We start from the raw sequence: 16,678 nt of genomic DNA on the forward strand, positions 1-16,678 counted from the left end.
GAGCATTCGCCATCTCAGCGCCGCCGACCGTGGATGAAGAACACCCGGCGCACATCCGCCTCCTGGCGCGGCGGGACCGGATCCGGCCAGCGTCCGAAGTCCGCGCCCGGTTCGCCCGGTTGCAGCGCCTGCACCGAGAACCCGAAGCTGTCGAAGAGCGCCTCGGGCTCATCGGTACCGAAGAGCCAGGGGCAGCCCCACCCCGCGAAGATGTCCAGCAGACCACGCATATGAGGGAGCGTCAGGGCTGCCGAGTTGACGATGTCGGCGGCTATGCGGCTGCCGGGCGCCGAGATCGCGGCGACGCGCTCCAGGATGCGGTGGGTGTCGTGTTCGGGGATGTAGTAGAGCAGCCCTTCGAGCAGCCAGGTGGAGGGCAGGGCGGGGTCGTAGCCGGCGGCGATCAGGTCCCGCTCCCAGTCGGGCGAGGTGAGGTCGACGGCGACCGTGCGGTGGTCGGTGCGCGGCTCGACACCCGCCAGCCGCTCCTTCTTGTACGCCAGCACCGCGGGCCGGTCGACCTCGTAGTAGCGCAGCCCCTCGGGCCAGTTCAGCCGGTAGGCGCGCGAGTCCATCCCCGCCGGGGCGAGCACGATCTGCGTCATCTGAGGGTCCCGGGCCGCCTCTTGGAGGTAGTCGTCGAAGAACCGGGTGCGGATCGCGTTGTAGTCGGGCGTGCTGGGGAGCGTACGGGAGGCGTCCGCCGGGAACGTCGCCTTCCGGATCTCCGCGAGCAGCTCCGGGCCGATCTCCCCGCAGAGCGCGTCCGCGTACGGATCCTGATAGATGCGATCGGGCCGACGCGTCTCCGCGGCGCGCAGGGCGGCGGTGAGCAGGGCGGTGCGTTCGACGGCGTCGAGCAACTCGGTCACGGGCTCTCGTCTCCTTCGGTCGGATGGGTGGAGTGCGGGGCCCGCAGCGGGGGACGGGGCCGCGCCTGGAGGGTCAGGAACCCTTCCCGTCGGTGAGTCGTTGCCAATGCGCCGGGTCTTGGCGGAAGAGCCGGTCCTTGACCTGGGTGGGGCGTACACCGGTCGCGACGGTGGCGTGCCAGTCGTCGAGGAAGGCGTCCGGGTGCAGCCGCAGGGCTGTGGGGGCGCCCAGGCGGAGCCGGGTGCGCGCCTGGTGGTAGCCGGGGGATTCGCGAGCGAGGGCGTGGTCGAGGCGCGTCAGGAAAACGTCGGTCTCGGCGTCGCTCCACGGGATGGCCGGGGCGAGGGCGAACTGGTAGGCGGGGGTGCCATGGTGGTCGGGGGTGACCACCCGGCAGGCGGCGTTGCGTAGTTCGAGGCCGCCTGCGGTGAGGGCGGTGGTGAGGGCGCGCAGGACGTGGGCGTCGCGCAGGCGTTCTCCGGCAACGTTGGAGAGGGTGCTGCGGCCGGTGTATTCGAGGCGTGGCACGCCGTCCTCGTGGTCGACGACGCGGACGACGTCGCCCACGGCGTAGCGGTAGAGGCCGCCGACGTGGCTGAAGACCGTGTGGTAGTCGCGGCCGGGCTCCAGCTCGTCCGGTCGCAGGGTGGGCGTGTCCGGGGTGAGGTCCTGGTCGGCGTCGGCGAACTCGTACAGGGAGGCGGTGACGACGAGGCTTCCCGCGGTCGGGTGCCGGTCGAGGGCGACACCGGTGGGGCCCTCCGAGGCGGCGACGGGGGCGGGCAGGAGCGTGACGCCCGGCCCGAACTCCTCGCGCAGCCGGGGGAGATAGAGCGAGGCCAGGCCCGTGGTCCAGCAGAACAGGGCGCGCATGTGGGGCCAGATGTGGGCAGGCCGTACTCGACCGAAGTGCGCGGCGAGGCGGTCGAGTTCATGGGCACGCTCGGGGTTGGGCGAGCGGAACGGATGCCCGCCCAGGGTGCCGTCGCGCACCTCCCGGACGATGCGCTCCCACCAGAGGTTCAGCTGGTGGGGGAGGGCGGCGACCATGGCGGGGTTGATGCCGATGATGCAGCGGATGTCGCTTTCGACGGCCATGCGCAGGCGGAGGTACGTCTTGTCGAGGTGGGCGTCTGGGGCGAGGGGTGTGGGGAGGGTGGCCCAGGGGGCGTGGGTGCCGGGTTCGGCGGAGAGGGGTTCGCCGAAGCGGGTGCCGAAGTCGGCCTGGCTGGCGCCGATGTGGGGTTTGCCGGAGGCGGTGGTGGGCGGGGTGGTGAGGGGGTCGTGTTTGAGGTTGAGGACGGCGTCGGGGCGGGCCAGGACGTCGGGGAAGTGGGTGATCAGGGGGGCCCAGGCGGCGTAGTAGAAGGGGAAGAAGGTGGTGTGCATGAAGCGGGGGGTGACGGGGATCTTCTTGTGGCTGCCGGTGGTGCCGCTGCTGGTGAAGAAGAGGGCGGGCCTGTCGGCGGTGAGGACGTTGTCCTCGCCGGCGGCGGCGCGTTCGATCCAGGGGGCCAGGGCGCTGTAGTCCTGGACGGGCACGGCCTTGCGCCAGTCGTCCAGGGTGCGCACGCGTCCGAAGTCGTGGGCGCGCCCGTAGGCGGTGTCGGCGTTGAAGGCGAGCAGGTCCGCGAGGACGCGCCGCTGCTGTGCGCCGGGGTCGGTGAACGCGGCGCGCAGCCTGTCCCGCTCGGCGAACACCCGCGCCCGGTACCGCCCCACCCGCTCCGGATCCGGCCAGGACCGACCGTCCCCGAGGGGCTCAGACGTAGTCATGGCAGACCGCCTCCCGTACGGCGTCGGCGGTCAGCTCGGGGGAGCTCTGCTGCTCCACGACCGTCACCGGGAGGGAGCGGATCTCGTCCCACATCAGCTTTTCCAGGTCGGTCTGGTACCGCTCGAACGACGTCCGGTTCGGGCGCTCGCCGTAGTGTTCGAGGGAGTTGAGCCGCGTTCCCCGGCGGCTGCGGCGCCAGGCCTCCTGCGGCGCGACCTTGAGGAAGACGACGTGGCGCGGCTGCGGGAAGGAGCGCCACCAGTCGTACATGGGGTTCTCGCGCACTCCCGCGAGGCGGCACTTCGCGAGGATCTTGTAGTAGTACGAGTCGACGAGGAGTGGCTGTCCGTCGGCGGCGTCCGCCGCCGTGAGGAGCTGGTCGCGCAGGTGCACCACGGCGGTCTGGAGCATGCTGGCCATGAAGTCCGGCGAGTAGGCGCCGTCCGGGGCGGCCACGTCCTTGACCACATCGCGCCGCAGCCGGCCGATCAGCGCGTGCCGGTCGGCGAGGAAGCGATCGTCCACCGAGACGATCCGCACGGGCTCCGGGCCTCCCGCGAGCCTGGACATCGCCGATGACTTGCCCGCGTAATCGCCTCCCAGGAGGACGGAGAATAACGGGAGGTTTGATGACATATCGGGTTGCTCCTTACGAACCGGCGCACTCTCTGCTGTGGCACGACTCCTCCCCGCAGCCTGCGTGAGGTGCCTATAGGGAGAGTTGAGGATCAAGGGGGAGGGGCGAACGAAGGTTCAGCTGGTGTCCACCGGGTCGTCGCTTGGGTCGTCACCTGGGAGTCCACTCGGTCGTCGCCCGGGTGTGCCGTCCGACATCCATCAGGCTGTGCCCGGGTATGCCGTCCGAGGCCCGCCGGCCCGGCCCGGGACCGCGCCCCTCGCCTCCCGAGGCTGCCCCGCGCCCCCCGTGGCTGGTGACATCCGTCACCCGCGCCCACGGGACGACCCCCGGATCCTCGCCCTCGGGCCGTGGCCCGGCCGCGACCCGCAGGTCGAGGGCGCGCCACCGCATAGGGTGGCCGTATGCAGGAGCAGTACCGGACGATCGCCCGCGAGGGCGTGCACGAGACCGAGGTCAACCGATCGCGGTTCCTCTGCGCGCTCGCGCCCGCCGCGACCGAGCAGGAGGCGCAGGACTTCATCGCGCGCGTCCGCGCGGAGCACCCGACGGCGACCCACAACTGCTTCGCGTACGTCATCGGGGCCGACGCCTCCGTACAGAAGGCCAGTGACGACGGCGAGCCGGGCGGCACCGCCGGAGTCCCGATGCTCCAGATGCTGACGCGCCGCGAGGTGCGGTACACCGTCGCCGTCGTCACCCGCTACTACGGCGGGGTGAAGCTCGGCGCCGGCGGGCTCATCCGCGCCTACGGAGGAGCGGTCGGCGAAGCCCTGGACGCGCTCGGCACCGTGGTGCGCCGGCGCTACCGGCTGGCCACCGTCACCGTCGACCACCAGCGCGCGGGCAAGCTGGAGAACGACCTGCGGGCCACCGGCCGCGCCGTGCGCGAGGTGCGCTACGCCGAGGCCGTCACCATCGAGGTCGCCATCCCCGAGGCGGACGTGGAGTCCCTGCGGCGCTGGCTCGCGGACGTCACCGCGGGCACCGCGACGCTGGAGCTCGGCGGAGAGGCGTACGGGGACGCGTGAGCGCTGCGAGCCGTACCGGTAAGGCAGTTGCCACCCGGGATGTCCGACCCCACCGATACCCTCGGGGATCATGAGATTCCTGCACACGTCGGACTGGCACCTGGGACGGTCGTTCCACCGGGTCGCCCTGCTCGACGCCCAGGCCGCGTTCCTCGACCACCTGGTGGCGACGGCGCGCGAGCACGACGTGGACGCGGTCCTCGTGGCAGGCGATGTCTACGACCGGGCCGTGCCGCCGCTCGCGGCCGTCGAGCTCTTCGACCGCGCCATCCACCGGCTCGCCGACGAGGGCGTGCCGACGGTGATGATCTCCGGGAACCACGACTCGGCCCGGCGGCTCGGCGTCGGCGCGGGGCTCATCGAGCGGGCGGGCATCCATCTGCGCACCGACCCGGCGGCGTGCGCCACCCCGGTGCTGCTGTCCGACGCCCACGGGGAAGTGGCCTTCTACGGGCTGCCCTACCTCGAACCGGCCCTGGTCCGCGACGAGTTCAAGACCGCCAAGGCGGGGCACGAGCAGGTGCTGGGCGCGGCCATGGAGCGGGTCCGGGCGGATCTCGCGGCACGCGCGCGAGGCACCCGGTCCGTCGTCCTCGCCCATGCCTTCGTCGCGGGCGGCGAGCCGAGCGAGAGCGAGCGGGACATCACGGTCGGCGGGGTCGCGGCCGTGCCCGCGGGCGTCTTCGACGGCGTCGACTATGTGGCGCTCGGCCATCTGCACGGCAGCCAGACCCTCTCCGACCGCGTGCGCTACTCGGGCTCCCCGCTGGCGTACTCGTTCTCCGAGGCCATCCACCGCAAGTCGATGTGGCTGGTCGACCTCGGCGCCGACGGAGCCGTCGCCGCCGAGCGGATCGACTGCCCGGTCCCGCGCCCGCTCGCGCGCATCCGGGGCCGGCTCGACGATCTGCTCGAAGACCCCGCCCTCGAACCCCACGAGGACGCGTGGGTCGAGGCGACCCTCACCGACCCGGTCCGCCCGGACGACGCGATGGCCCGTCTCGCGGTCCGCTTTCCGCACGCGCTGAGCCTGGTCTTCGAGCCGGACCGCGCCCCCGAGGACCCGCTCGCCTCGTACGCGCGACGCCTCCAGGGCCGCACCGACCAGGAGATCGCGGAGGACTTCGTGGCCCATGTGCGCGGCGGCAGCGGCCCGGACGAGCGGGAGCGTGCGGTGCTGCGCGGCGCCTTCGACGACGTACGGGTGGAGTCGGCGCTCACCCGGGACCACGCGCGCGAGGGCGCGTCCGCGCGCGGCGCCGGGCGGGAGGGGGCCCGATGAGGCTGCACCGGCTGAGCGCCACCGGCTTCGGCCCCTTCGGTGACACCCAGGAAGTCGACTTCGACGCGCTCTCGGCCGCCGGGCTCTTCCTTCTCCACGGGGTGACCGGAGCCGGCAAGACCTCCGTCCTGGACGCCGTCTGCTACGCGCTGTACGGAGCGGTCCCCGGCGCCCGCCAGAGCCCCGGCGCCGTCCTGCGCAGCGACCACGCGGCGCCCGACACCGTCACCGAGGTCCTGCTCGACCTGACCGTCGCCGGCCGGCGGCTGGAGATCACCCGGCGCCCCCAGCAGAACCGGCCCAAGAAGCGCGGCAGCGGTTTCACCACCGAGAAGGCGCAGACCTGGCTGCGCGAGTACGACGCGGCGACCGGCGACTGGGAGGCGCTCAGCCGCTCCCACCAGGAGGTGGGGGAGGAGATCGGGCAGCTCGTCGGGATGAGCCGCGAGCAGTTCTGCCAGGTCGTCCTGCTGCCGCAGGGGGACTTCGCCAGGTTTCTGCGCTCCGACGCCGAGGCGCGCGGCAAGCTGCTGGGCCGCCTCTTCGACACCGGCCGTTTCGCCGCCGTCGAAGAGCGCCTGGCCGAGCTGCGCCGCGCCGCCGAACAGCAGGTCAGGGCCGGGGACGCGCGGCTTCTCAACCTCGCCCAGCGCATGGCGCAGGCCGCCGGGGACGGCCCGGACGCGCGCGACTGGCCACTGCCCGACCATCGCCCCGGGGATCCGGGCCTCGCCGAGGCCGTCCTTGAGTGGGCCGCCGTCGCGCGCGCCGGGGCCCGCGAGCGGCTCGCCGTCGCGGAGTGCGCCCTGGCCGCGGCCGAGAGCCGCCAGGCCGCCGCCCGTATCGCGCTCGACGACGAGCGCCGCCTCGCCGAGCTCCAGCGCCGGTACGCGGACGCCCGCCGCCGCGCCGACGAGCTGGCGGCGGCCGAGCCCCGCCGCGCCGCCGTGAGGGAGCGGCTGGAGCGGGCCCGCAAGGCCGACCTCGTCGCCCCCGCCCTGGCGCTGCGCGCGGAGACCGAGCGCGAGCACCACACGGCGGCCGCGGCCCGCGAGCGCTCCCGCGCCCTGCTCCCCGCCGACCTGGCCGAGGCCGGAGCGGAGCAACTCGGCGCGCTGGAGCGGCAGATGCGCCAGGAGCTGGGCGCGCTCGACGCCGCCCGCCGGGCCGAGGCCCGCAGCGCCGAGATCACCGCCGAGCGCGCCGAGCTGGAGCGCCAGGCCAGGGCCGACGAGCAGCTGCTCCTCGACGCCGCCGGCTGGCTGGCCTCCTGGGAGGGCGAGCGCAGACGGCACCAGGAGCGCGTCGAGGCCTCCCACTTGGCCGCCACCCGCACCGAACAGCTGGCGGGCCGGCTGGAACCGGCCCGGCGGCGCCTGGCGGCGGCGCGCGAGCGCGACGCGCTCCAGCTGCGGGTGGCCACGGCCGAGGAACGGCAGAACTCCGCCCGGGAGCAGGCCAACACCGCCCATGAGTACTGGCTCGCCCTGCGCGAGGAGCGGCTGCGCGGCATCGCGGCCGAGCTCGCGGCAGGGTTGCGCGACGGTGAGGCGTGCGCCGTGTGCGGCTCGCCCGAGCACCCCGCCCCCGCGCGCGCCACCACCGGCCAGGTGGACCGTACGACGGAGGAGGCCGCCCACGAGGCCTACCGGCAGGCCGAGGAGGCCCGCGCCGAGGCCGAGCGCGCCCTCGCCTCCGTACGGGAGCGGTTCGCGGCGGTGAGCGCGGAGGCGGGCACGGAGCCGCTCGCCGTGCTGGACGGCCAGGTGCGGGAGTGGGAGGCGGAGTTCGGCGAGAGCCGTGCGCTGGCCGCCGGGCTGCACGCCGCCCGGGAGGCCTTCGAGAGCGCCGAGCGCGAGCACGAGCGCCGTCTGGCGCAGCAGCGCGAGGCCGACAAGCGCGTGTCGGCGCGTACGGCACGGCGCGAGGAGATCGACCGGGAGCAGGCCGGTCTGGAGCGGGAGTTGGCAGCGGCCCGGGGCGAGGCGCGCACGGTCGCCGAGCAGGCCGCGCTGCTCGATCACCGGGCCGGGCTGCTCGCCGCGGCGGCCGAGGCCGTCCGGGAGGTCGAGGTGAGCGCCCAGCGGCTCAAGGACGCCGACGGACGCCTCTCCGAAGCCGCCTTCCGCGCCGGGTTCGACACCCCTCGGGCAGCGGCGGACGCCTTCCTCGACGACCGGCAGCAGAGTGAGCTCCAGCACCGGCTCGACGACTGGCAGCGCGAGGAGGCGGCCGTCGCCGACCGGCTCGCCGAGCCCGACACGGTCGCGGCAGCCGCCCGCCCTGCCGCGCGCACCCAGGAGGCCGAGGCCGCCCACGCGCGCGTGGAGCGCGCCCTGCGCGAGGCCGCCTCGGTGCTCGCCGCCGCGCGCGCCCGCTGCGCCGAGCTCGGCAGGCTGGGGCGCGAGGCCGCGGCGGAGACACGCCGGATCGGGCCGTTGCGCGAGGAGTACGACCGGGTGGCCCGCCTCGCCGGGCTCACCGCGGGCACCTCCGCCGACAACGAGCGCAAGATGCGTCTGGAGTCGTACGTACTGGCCGCCCGTCTGGAGCAGGTAGCGGCGGCCGCGACGGCCCGGCTGAGCCGGATGTCCGGCGGCCGTTACACCCTGGTGCACTCCGACGCCCGGGGCGGACGCGGCCGCTCCGGGCTGGGTCTGCATGTGGTCGACGCCTGGACGGGCCGGGAGCGGGACACCGCCACGCTCTCCGGCGGCGAGACGTTCTTCGCCTCGCTCGCGCTGGCCCTGGGCCTGGCCGACGTGGTCACCGACGAGGCCGGGGGCGTACGCCTCGACACGCTCTTCATCGATGAGGGCTTCGGCAGCCTCGACGACCAGGCCCTGGACGAGGTCCTCGACGTCCTGGACTCGCTGCGCGAACGGGACCGCAGCGTCGGCATCGTCAGCCATGTCGGCGATCTGCGCCGCCGCATCCCCGTCCAGCTGGAGGTCGTCAAGGAGCGCGACGGGTCGCGGGTGCGGCACCGGAACGCGGGGGCGGGGGACTGAGGGCCTGTCTTCGGGCCCCCGCCCGCCGTGAAGTCCCGCTCCCGGGCGCTCAGCGGCCTATCGCGCGGCGGGGCAGCGGCGAGGAGTAGACGACGCTGGTCGTCACCGACCCCAGCGCGCCGATCTTCCCGGAGATCTCCTCCAAGTGGCTCATCGAGCGCGCGCCGACCTTGATCACAAAGCAGTCGTCGCCCGTGACGTGGTGCGCCTCCATGATCTCGGGAGTCGCCTCCACAAGGTCGTGGAACGGCTTGTAGTTGCCGTTCGGATACCGCAGCCGTACGAAGGCGAGGATGCCCCGGCCGAGCCTCTCCTGGTCCACGACCGCCGTATAGCCCGAGATCACCCCCGCCTCTTCGAGCCGCCGCACCCGCTCCGTCACGGCGCTCGGGGACATGGCGACGGCGCGGGCCAGCTCCGCGAAGGTGGCCCGGCCGTCCCGCTGGAGGGCGTCCAGGATGCGCCAGTCGGTGGCGTCCGGGGAATACTCGGTCATGGCTGCCAGACAACAGTGAAATCCCCGGCGAATCAAGAGATGTTCCGGGGATCGGACCTTCCGACGGTTGATCATGAGCCGTAGATTTCTGGCCATGACAACAACGCAGCTCGCCACCGCCGCCAACCCCGTCCTGCGCGTCGCCCCGGCCGCGCCCGCCGACGCCGCCGCCTACTTCCGCGCCAGCCTGGTCTTCCACGCCGATGTCTCCGACGTGGCGTCCGTGCTGGCCCAGGGCGGCGAGCCGGGCTTCGTCGTCCTGGACTCGCGCTCCACGGAGGCCTGGGACCAGGGCCACGTCCCCGGCGCCGTGCACCTGCCCACCGCGCTGATCGCCGAGCAGGCCGAGCAGCTGCTCGACAAGTCCGTGCCGGTCGTCACCTACTGCTGGGGACCCGGCTGCAACGGCGCCACCCGTGCCGCCCTCGCCCTGGCCGAACTCGGCTACCAGGTCAAGGAGATGCTCGGCGGCTTCGAGTACTGGGTGCGCGAGGGCTTCGAGTTCGAGACCTGGGAGGGCCGCGAGACGCGCGAGTCCGACCCGCTGACCGCGCCCGTCGGCGCGGACAACTGCGGCTGCTGAGGCACCGGCCGCGGCGGCGACCCTGCGAGGCCACGGGGGCGGTGGGCCGGGCGCGGGCCCCCGCCCCCGTGTTGCCGAAGCCGCCCCCATAGGGGCCCCGCCCCGTGTTGCTGAAGCCACCCCCGCGGGCCCCCGCCCCCGTGTTGCCGAAGCCGCCCCCACGGGGCAGCCGTCAGAGCTTGGACAGCTCGTCCACCAGGTCGTCAAGGCCCAGCGGGCCCTGCGACAGCGCCGCCATGTGCCAGGCGCGGGCGTCGAACGCGTCGCCGTGGTGCTTCTTGGCGTTCTCGCGGCCCATCAGCCAGGCGCGCTCGCCCAGCTTGTACCCGATGGCCTGGGCGGGCACGGACAGATACCGGGTGAGCTCGCTCTCCACGAAGTCCGCGGGCCGTCCGCTGTGGTTGCCGAAGAACTCCTGCGCCAGCTCCGGCGTCCACCGCTCGCCGGGGTGGAACGGCGAGTGCTGCGGGATCTCCAGCTCCAGGTGCATGCCGATGTCGACGATCACCCGGCACGCCCGCATCATCTGCGCGTCCAGATACCCGATCCGCCGCTCCGGGTCGGGCAGGAAGCCCAGCTCGTCCATGAGCCGCTCGGCGTACAGCGCCCAGCCCTCGGCGTTCGCGCTCACCGTGCCGATGGTCGCCTGGTAGCGCGAGAGCCGGTCCGCCACGTGCCGCCACTGCGCGATCTGGAGGTGGTGGCCCGGAACGCCCTCGTGGTACCAGGTCGAGACCAGGTCGTACACGGGGAACCGGGTCTCACCCATCGTGGGCAGCCAGGTGCGGCCGGGGCGCGAGAAGTCCTCCGAGGGGCCCGTGTAGTAGGGCGCGGCGGCGCTGCCGGGCGGCGCGATGTGCGACTCCACCTTCCGTACCCGCTCGGCGAGTTCGAAGTGGGTGCCGTCCAGGGCCGCGATCGCCTCGTCCATCAGCGCCTGGAGCCACTCGCGGACCTCTTCCACGCCCTCGATGTGGGTGCCGTGCTCGTCGAGGTGGGCCAGCGCCTCCCAGGGACCCGCGCCCGGCAGGATCTTGTCGGCCTCGGCCTTCATCTCCCCGAGGATGCGGTGGTACTCGGACCAGCCGTACGCGTACGCCTCGTCCAGGTCCAGCGTCGTCCCGTTGAAATAGCGCACCCAGCGGGCGTACCGCTCACGGCCCACCGTGTCCGGCGCCCCGGCGATCGCGGGCGCGTACACCTCGCTCAGCCAGTCGCGCAGCGCGACCAGCGCCTCGCCCGCCACGCGCGCGCCCTCGTCCAGTTCGGCGCGCAGGGCCTCGGGGCCGGGCGCCACGAACTCCTGGAACCAGTTGCGGTCCGTGCCGATCCACTCGGAGAGCTGGCCGACGAAGGTCGCCGTGGCGCGCGGGCCCGCGAACAGCTTGCGGTCGAGTCCCAGCTGGAGCGAGGCGCGATAGCCCTCCAGGGCCGCCGGGACGGCGGTGAGCCGGGCCGCGACGTCCGCCCAGTCCGCCTCGTCGGCGACCGGCATCATGGTGAACACCTGGCGCACCGAGTGGACGGGCGAGCGCAGGTTGCTGATGGAGCGCAGGCCCTCCTGTGCCTCGTGCACGGCGAGTTCGGACGTCAGGCGCTCCCGCAGCAGTCTGGCGCAGCGCCGCTCCGCGTCGCTGTCGGCGCCCGGTGTCCGCTCCGCTTCGTCGAGCCGCGCCAGCGTCGCACGGGCGAGCGCGGCCACGGCCGCCTGCCCGGCGGGCGTGAAGTCCGGAAGCAGCCGGGCGCTCTTGCGCACACCCAGATAGGTACCGGTGATGGGGTCGAGTTCGATGAGCGCGTCGACATGGGCGTCGGCGACCTGGCGGGGCAGCACGCTGCTGGAAGTGTCTGGCATGGACCACATACTCGTACGCGCACGGGCCCCGCGTCACCAACAGGCGACGTTCAGCCACCGGAGACGGAAGGGGAGAGAGGGGACGAAGCGGAAGTTGACACCGGTGTCGACGAGGGGGGCAGCAGAGGTCCGCACTCCCACTGCTGGAAGATCAACCGCGTCTCCACCCGGGCGACTTCGCGCCGCGAGGTGAACTCGTCGATGACCAGCCGCTGGAGATCGGCCGTGCCCGTCACCGCCACGTGGACCAGGTAGTCGTCCGGTCCGGCGAGGTGGAACAGGGCTCGCGACTCCGGCAGCGCCCGGACGCGTTCGACGAACGGACCGATCAGTTCACGCCGATGTGGTCGCACCTGTACGGACAGGAGTGCCTCCAGGCCACGGCCCATCCTGGCCGGGTCGAGACGGAGCTGGTGGCCCAGGATGACCCCGGAGCGGCGCAGCCGGGTGACCCGGTCCAGGCAGGTGGAGGGCGCCACCCCCACCTGGGCCGCGAGATCGCGGTAGGTGGTCCGGGCGTCGTTCTGCAGCAGGCGCAGAATGTCCAGATCCACCGGGTCCAGTACGACAGAATCGGCCATTGGCCGAACGTAGCACGGACCTTGCCGCTCATTTCCGGTCATGGCGCCACTGTGCCGCCATGGACACCGACACGCAGGACCGCGCTCAGGCCGCACCCCGTGCCCTGGCCACCGAAGCCGTCCACGCCGGCCGCGACGACCTCGCGGGACTCGGACTGCACGCCGCGCCGATCGACCTCTCGACGACCTACCCCTCGTACGACAGCGCGGCCGAGGCCGCCCGGATCGATGCCTTCGCGGCCACCGGAACGCTGCCCGACGGGCCCCCGGTGTACGCACGCCTGGACAACCCCACCGTAGGCCGTTTCGAGACAGCGCTCGCGCGGCTGGAAGGCGCCGAAGGCGCCGTGGCCTTCGCCAGCGGCATGGCCGCCCTCTCCGCGGTGCTGCTCGCCCGGGCCTCGGCGGGCCTGCGGCACGTGGTCGCCGTCCGGCCGCTGTACGGCTGCAGCGACCACCTCCTGGACGCCGGACTCCTCGGTACGGAGGTGACCTGGGTCGACCCCGCGGGCATCGCCGACGCGCTGCGGCCCGACACCGGTCTGGTGATCGTGGAGACCCCGGCCAACCCGACCCTCGCCGAGGTGGACATCCGGGCCGTCGCCCACGCGTGCGGCTCGGTGCCGCTGCTCGTCGACAACACCTTCGCCACGCCCGTGCTCCAGCGGCCACGGGAACTGGGCGCCAAGATCGTGCTGCACAGCGCCACCAAGTACCTGGGCGGCCATGGTGACGTCATGGGCGGCGTGGTCGCCTGCGACGACGCGTTCGCGCGGCAGCTGAGGCAGGTGCGGTTCGCCACCGGTGGCGTCCTGCACCCGCTCGCCGGCTATCTGCTGCTGCGGGGCCTGGCGACGCTTCCGGTACGGATGCGGGCGGCAGCCGCAAGCGCGGCGGAGCTGGCCCGGCGCCTGACCGACGACCCCCGGGTGGCCCGGGTGCACTACCCGGCGGTGGGCGGGGCGATGGTCTCCTTCGAGGTGCACGGCGACCCGCACGCCGTGATCGCGGGCGTCTCGCTCATCACCCCCGCCGTGAGCCTCGGCAGCGTCGACACCCTCATCCAGCACCCGGCCTCCATCAGCCACCGCATCGTGGCCGAGGGGGACCGGCGGTCCGCCGGGGTGAGCGACCGCCTGCTGCGGCTCTCGGTCGGACTGGAGGACGTGGAGGACCTGTGGAGCGATCTGAGCGCGGCGCTCAGCGCTCGGCCTGCTCGAACGACGACCGCGCGAGCGACGGGTCCTCGAACGACGACCGCTCGAACAGCGGACGCTCGAACAACGGCCGTTCGCACCCTTGCGGATCGTCCGACGGACGGTCGAGCGAACGGCGGTCGACCGACGGACGCACCGCCGCGCGAGCCTTCGGCAGCCGCGCGGTGACCACCAGGGTGCCCTCCTCGATCTGGTAGTCGAGGGGCAGCCCGAGGCCGCGCATCGCCGCCACCATCCCGGTGTTGGAGGACTGCGTCACCGCGTACACGCTCTCGCAGCCCGCCTCGACCGCCAGCGTCACCAGGCGCTCCAGGAGCTCGGAGCCGACGCCCCGGCGCTGCCAGTCGTCCTCGACGAGCAGCGCCACCTCGGTCTCGTCGCCGTCCCACAGCAGATGGCCGAGGGCGACCAGCCGGCCCGAGGCGGTCTGGGCGGCGAGGGTGCGCCCGTACCGGGGGCTGAGCAGGTGGTTGAGGTAGCGGTCGGCGTCGCCGACGGGGCCGTGGTAGCGCAGGCTCAAGGTGCGGTCCGAGCAGCGCTCGTGCATGGCCTTGGCGGCCTCGACGTCGTCCTGACCCGCCCGGCGGATGGTGATCTCGTTGCCCTCGGGCAGGGTGAGGACGTCCTGGCTGCGCGGGATGCGCGGGCCGAGCCGCGCGTCCAGCTCGACCAGCGCGCGCGCCCGCGCGAACTCGGTCGGGGTGAAGGGGAGGTGGGGCCGCTCGACGGTGATGACCCCGCCGCTCGGGTCGCGCAGCCGCATGGCGGTCGACTCCAGTACGCCCTCGACCGGGGCCGTCTCCCCGGTCGGGCGGCCGGAGAGGGACACGGCGGGCAGTGAGTGGATGGTGCACCGGCCCAGCAGCTGCCGCAGCGCCAGCGGCAGTTCCGCGGCGTCCAGCGCGGTGCGGGTGGCCAGTCCGAGCACCCGGGTGGGGCCGTCCACCAGGTCGTGCGCGTCCGCGCGCTCCAGCCAGATGTCGGCGCCGCCGGCCGCCGCGATCTCCCGGGTGAGCCGGGCGGCAGGGAGATCGGCGGGGGCCCGCAGCAGGAACTCGTCGACCGTGCCGTCGGCCAGCGGGTGGGTCTGGAGGGTCAGGATGTCGACCCGGCTGTGGGCGAGCGCGGTGCACAGGGCGGCCAGGCTGCCCGGCTCGTCCCGCACGGTGGCCCGCATCCGCCACAGCGCGGTCTCGCGCGCGACCGGGCCGTCGTCGGCGGTCTCGTCGGGGGCGGCGTCGGCGGGGCCGGGCGCCGCGCCCGTATCGACGGGGGCGTCCGCCGGGGGTGCGTGGCTGTGGCGGCGGGCCCACCAGGTGTGGAACGCCGCCGTGGCCACCAACGCGACCGCCGAGGCGATCAGCAGGAACGGTCCGTCGGGGCCATGGGCGACCGTGTTCGCCACGACGTCGGCCACTGCCACGGCCGTGAACAGCGCGGCCAGCTCGATCAGGTCCCGCCGCCAGTGGTGGCGGCGGGCGCTCTTGCGGGAGGCGGTCAACTCAGGCATCTCAGTCATGCCTTCACTGTGGCCGAGCGGTGTTGCGTGATCACGAACGCTTTGTGACTGATGGGTTAAGTGTGATTCTGGCGCTTTTTTGGCCGTTTCTTACGGTTTGTGGCGCGGAACGACCGCCTCACTGCCACAGTCCGTACGCCATCGCCAGGGACACGCGCCACTACTGGCCCACCAGCCCCGGCTTGAGCACCTTGGTGAAGAGTACCGAACCGCCCTGGGCGCGCAGCCGCACCGTCAGCTCGCCGCTGGCGCCGTCGATCTCGATCTCGCCGAAGTTCGGCGGGGTCTCCATGGGGGAGGCGTTGGCCTTGGCCGGGGCGTGGACGAAGACCTGGTCCGGACCGAAGGTCGCGTCCAGCGCGTTCGCCGGGAACCCGCCCGCGGCCAGCGGACCCGACACGAACTCCCAGAACGGGGCGAAGTCCTTGAACGCGGCCCGCGACGGTTCGTAGTGCTGGGCGGCCGTGTAGTGCACATCGGCCGTCAGCCACAGCGTGCCGGTGATCCGGCGGTGCTTGATGAACCGCAGCAGCTCGGCGATCTGGAGCTCGCGCCCCAGCGGCGCACCCGGGTCGCCCTGCGCCACGGCCTCGTAGTTCGCCGGGCCGTCGGAGACGACCAGGCCGAGCGGCATGTCCGCGGCGATCACCTTCCACACCGCCCGGGAGCGCGCCAGCTCCCGCTTCAGCCACTCCAGCTGCTCCGCGCCGAGGATGCCCACGGTGTCGTCGGCCTGCCGGCCGGGGGAGTTGGCATCGCGGTACGTACGCATGTCGAGCACGAACACGTCGAGCAGCGGGCCATGGCGCACGACCCGGTGCACACGCCCCTCCCGGCTGCCCGGCCGCAGCGTGGACACGGGGAAGTACTCGCTGAAGGCCCGCAGCGAACGCGCGGCCAGCACGTCGACGTTCTTCTCGGTGTAGCGGGCGTCGTCCAGGATCTGGCCGGGATACCAGTTATTGCGCACCTCGTGGTCGTCCCACTGGACGATGGAGGGCACCTGGGCGTTGAACCGCCGTACGTTCTCGTCGAGCAGGTTGTAGCGGAAGTTGCCCCGGTACTCGTTCAGCGTCTCGGCGACCTTGGACTTCTCCTCGGTCGTGATGTTCCGCCACACCCGTCCGTCGGGCAGCGTCACGCTGGGCAGGATCACCCCGTCCGCGTAGATGTTGTCGCCGCTGGACAGGAAGAAGTCCGGGTTGAGCCGCCGCATCTCGTCGTAGACGCGGAAGCCGCCGATGTCCGGGTTGATGCCCCAGCCCTGCCCGGCGATGTCACCGGACCAGAGGAAGCGCACGTCCTGGTGGCGTGAGGCGGGCGCCGTGCGGAACGTGCCGTACACCGGCTTGCCGGTACGGCGCGGGTCGTCGGGGTCGGCGAGTGTGACCCGGTAGTGGATCTGCTCACCGGCCGGCAGTCCGCGCAGCTGCGTCGTACCGGTGAAGTCGGTGCCCGGGCCGAGCAGCGAGCCGTGCCATCTGCGCGGGCGGCGGAACGATTCGGTGGCGGAGGTCTCCACGACCATCCGGGCGGGCCGGTCGGACCGGGCCCACACGAGCCCCGACGACGCCGTGATGTCACCGGCCTGCACACCCCAGTCGGCGCTCGGCCGCCCGGCGAGCGCCAGCGCGGGCGCGGCCGTGGCGAGCCCGGCGGGCAGAGCGAGCCCGGCCGAGGCGGCGAGTGAACCCTTCAGTACGGTACGGCGGTTGGGCGAGGGGATCCGAGGGCGGTACGGCATCGAGGCGCCTTCCTGGGACGTGGGACGGGCAGAGCGGGAGGACCCGGTGCGTCCGGATCCGTGCCATGCCTA

At 73.3% G+C, this 16,678-nt stretch carries 12 protein-coding genes and 1 pseudogene; 5 read left to right on the forward strand and 8 right to left on the reverse strand.

The annotated features are described in order from the left end of the window. Positions 1–14: 14 nt before the first annotated feature. The 3 genes from ABD236_RS04255 to ABD236_RS04265 form a co-directional block, all read right to left on the reverse strand. Positions 15–872, reverse strand: coding sequence for a class I SAM-dependent methyltransferase (locus tag ABD236_RS04255; RefSeq protein ID WP_344070257.1), 858 nt, complete (start codon positions 870–872; stop codon positions 15–17). A gap of 73 nt (positions 873–945) precedes the next feature. After that, the gene (locus ABD236_RS04260) at positions 946–2,649 is read right to left on the reverse strand and encodes a GH3 family acyl-acid amido synthetase (protein ID WP_344070259.1); all 1,704 of its coding nucleotides are present in this window, start codon (positions 2,647–2,649) and stop codon (positions 946–948) included. Next, positions 2,636–3,220 (reverse strand): hypothetical protein, encoded by a 585-nt coding sequence (locus ABD236_RS04265; protein ID WP_344070261.1) that lies wholly within the window; start codon positions 3,218–3,220, stop codon positions 2,636–2,638. The genes ABD236_RS04260 and ABD236_RS04265 overlap by 14 nt, the downstream gene beginning before the upstream one ends. A gap of 471 nt (positions 3,221–3,691) precedes the next feature. On the opposite strand from ABD236_RS04265, the gene ABD236_RS04270 reads away from it, so the two are divergent. The 3 genes from ABD236_RS04270 (at position 3,692) to ABD236_RS04280 (ending at position 8,611) form a co-directional block, all read left to right on the forward strand. Continuing rightward, positions 3,692–4,318 (forward strand): YigZ family protein, encoded by a 627-nt coding sequence (locus tag ABD236_RS04270; RefSeq protein ID WP_344070263.1) that lies wholly within the window; start codon positions 3,692–3,694, stop codon positions 4,316–4,318. 70 nt (positions 4,319–4,388) lie between these two features. Then, complete coding sequence (locus ABD236_RS04275) at positions 4,389–5,600, forward strand: exonuclease SbcCD subunit D (RefSeq protein ID WP_344070265.1); 1,212 nt, start codon at positions 4,389–4,391, stop codon at positions 5,598–5,600. Next, positions 5,597–8,611 (forward strand): AAA family ATPase, encoded by a 3,015-nt coding sequence (locus ABD236_RS04280; RefSeq protein WP_344070267.1) that lies wholly within the window; start codon positions 5,597–5,599, stop codon positions 8,609–8,611. The genes ABD236_RS04275 and ABD236_RS04280 overlap by 4 nt, the downstream gene beginning before the upstream one ends. Before the next feature lie 49 nt (positions 8,612–8,660). Here the strand turns inward: ABD236_RS04280 and ABD236_RS04285 are convergent, their stop codons facing one another. Then, positions 8,661–9,107 (reverse strand): Lrp/AsnC family transcriptional regulator, encoded by a 447-nt coding sequence (locus tag ABD236_RS04285; protein WP_344070269.1) that lies wholly within the window; start codon positions 9,105–9,107, stop codon positions 8,661–8,663. A gap of 94 nt (positions 9,108–9,201) precedes the next feature. On the opposite strand from ABD236_RS04285, the gene ABD236_RS04290 reads away from it, so the two are divergent. Further along, positions 9,202–9,690 carry a rhodanese-like domain-containing protein gene (locus ABD236_RS04290; RefSeq protein WP_344070271.1) on the forward strand — a complete coding sequence of 163 codons (489 nt, stop codon included), beginning with the start codon at positions 9,202–9,204 and terminating at the stop codon, positions 9,688–9,690. A gap of 172 nt (positions 9,691–9,862) precedes the next feature. Here ABD236_RS04290 and ABD236_RS04295 read toward each other — a convergent pair whose 3' ends face one another. Both ABD236_RS04295 and ABD236_RS04300 read right to left on the reverse strand, forming a co-directional pair. After that, positions 9,863–11,545 carry a DUF885 domain-containing protein gene (locus tag ABD236_RS04295; protein ID WP_344070273.1) on the reverse strand — a complete coding sequence of 561 codons (1,683 nt, stop codon included), beginning with the start codon at positions 11,543–11,545 and terminating at the stop codon, positions 9,863–9,865. Between the two features lie 50 nt (positions 11,546–11,595). Then, positions 11,596–12,126, reverse strand: a complete 531-nt coding sequence (locus ABD236_RS04300) for an Lrp/AsnC family transcriptional regulator (RefSeq protein WP_344070275.1) — start codon at positions 12,124–12,126, stop codon at positions 11,596–11,598. 59 nt (positions 12,127–12,185) lie between these two features. Between ABD236_RS04300 and ABD236_RS04305 the strand changes: the two genes are divergently transcribed. Beyond that, positions 12,186–13,511, forward strand: a complete 1,326-nt coding sequence (locus ABD236_RS04305) for a trans-sulfuration enzyme family protein (RefSeq protein WP_344070277.1) — start codon at positions 12,186–12,188, stop codon at positions 13,509–13,511. Here ABD236_RS04305 and ABD236_RS04310 read toward each other — a convergent pair. Next, a pseudogene (locus tag ABD236_RS04310) lies at positions 13,444–14,862 on the reverse strand (GNAT family N-acetyltransferase); the annotation flags it as partial. The gene ABD236_RS04305 and the pseudogene ABD236_RS04310 sit on opposite strands and share 68 nt — an antisense overlap. A 160-nt stretch (positions 14,863–15,022) precedes the next feature. Beyond that, entirely contained in the window at positions 15,023–16,606 is a 1,584-nt protein-coding gene (locus ABD236_RS04315) for an alkaline phosphatase D family protein (RefSeq protein ID WP_344070279.1), read from the reverse strand. Positions 16,607–16,678: the final 72 nt, after the last annotated feature.

Origin of the sequence: Streptomyces crystallinus (assembly GCF_039521265.1) — a bacterium.
GTDB lineage: Bacteria > Actinomycetota > Actinomycetes > Streptomycetales > Streptomycetaceae > Streptomyces > Streptomyces crystallinus.

Excerpts from the sequence above, each read along its gene's own strand:
- ABD236_RS04260 (WP_344070259.1), bottom strand. The coding sequence starts at position 2,649 with ATGACTACGTCTGAGCCCCTCGGGGACGGTCGGTCCTGGCCGGATCCG.
- ABD236_RS04265 (WP_344070261.1), bottom strand. The coding sequence starts at position 3,220 with ATGTCCAGGCTCGCGGGAGGCCCGGAGCCCGTGCGGATCGTCTCGGTG.
- ABD236_RS04270 (WP_344070263.1), top strand. The coding sequence starts at position 3,692 with ATGCAGGAGCAGTACCGGACGATCGCCCGCGAGGGCGTGCACGAGACC.
- ABD236_RS04275 (WP_344070265.1), top strand. The coding sequence starts at position 4,389 with ATGAGATTCCTGCACACGTCGGACTGGCACCTGGGACGGTCGTTCCAC.
- ABD236_RS04280 (WP_344070267.1), top strand. The coding sequence starts at position 5,597 with ATGAGGCTGCACCGGCTGAGCGCCACCGGCTTCGGCCCCTTCGGTGAC.
- ABD236_RS04285 (WP_344070269.1), bottom strand. The coding sequence starts at position 9,107 with ATGACCGAGTATTCCCCGGACGCCACCGACTGGCGCATCCTGGACGCC.
- ABD236_RS04290 (WP_344070271.1), top strand. The coding sequence starts at position 9,202 with ATGACAACAACGCAGCTCGCCACCGCCGCCAACCCCGTCCTGCGCGTC.
- ABD236_RS04295 (WP_344070273.1), bottom strand. The coding sequence starts at position 11,545 with ATGCCAGACACTTCCAGCAGCGTGCTGCCCCGCCAGGTCGCCGACGCC.
- ABD236_RS04300 (WP_344070275.1), bottom strand. The coding sequence starts at position 12,126 with ATGGCCGATTCTGTCGTACTGGACCCGGTGGATCTGGACATTCTGCGC.
- ABD236_RS04305 (WP_344070277.1), top strand. The coding sequence starts at position 12,186 with ATGGACACCGACACGCAGGACCGCGCTCAGGCCGCACCCCGTGCCCTG.
- ABD236_RS04315 (WP_344070279.1), bottom strand. The coding sequence starts at position 16,606 with ATGCCGTACCGCCCTCGGATCCCCTCGCCCAACCGCCGTACCGTACTG.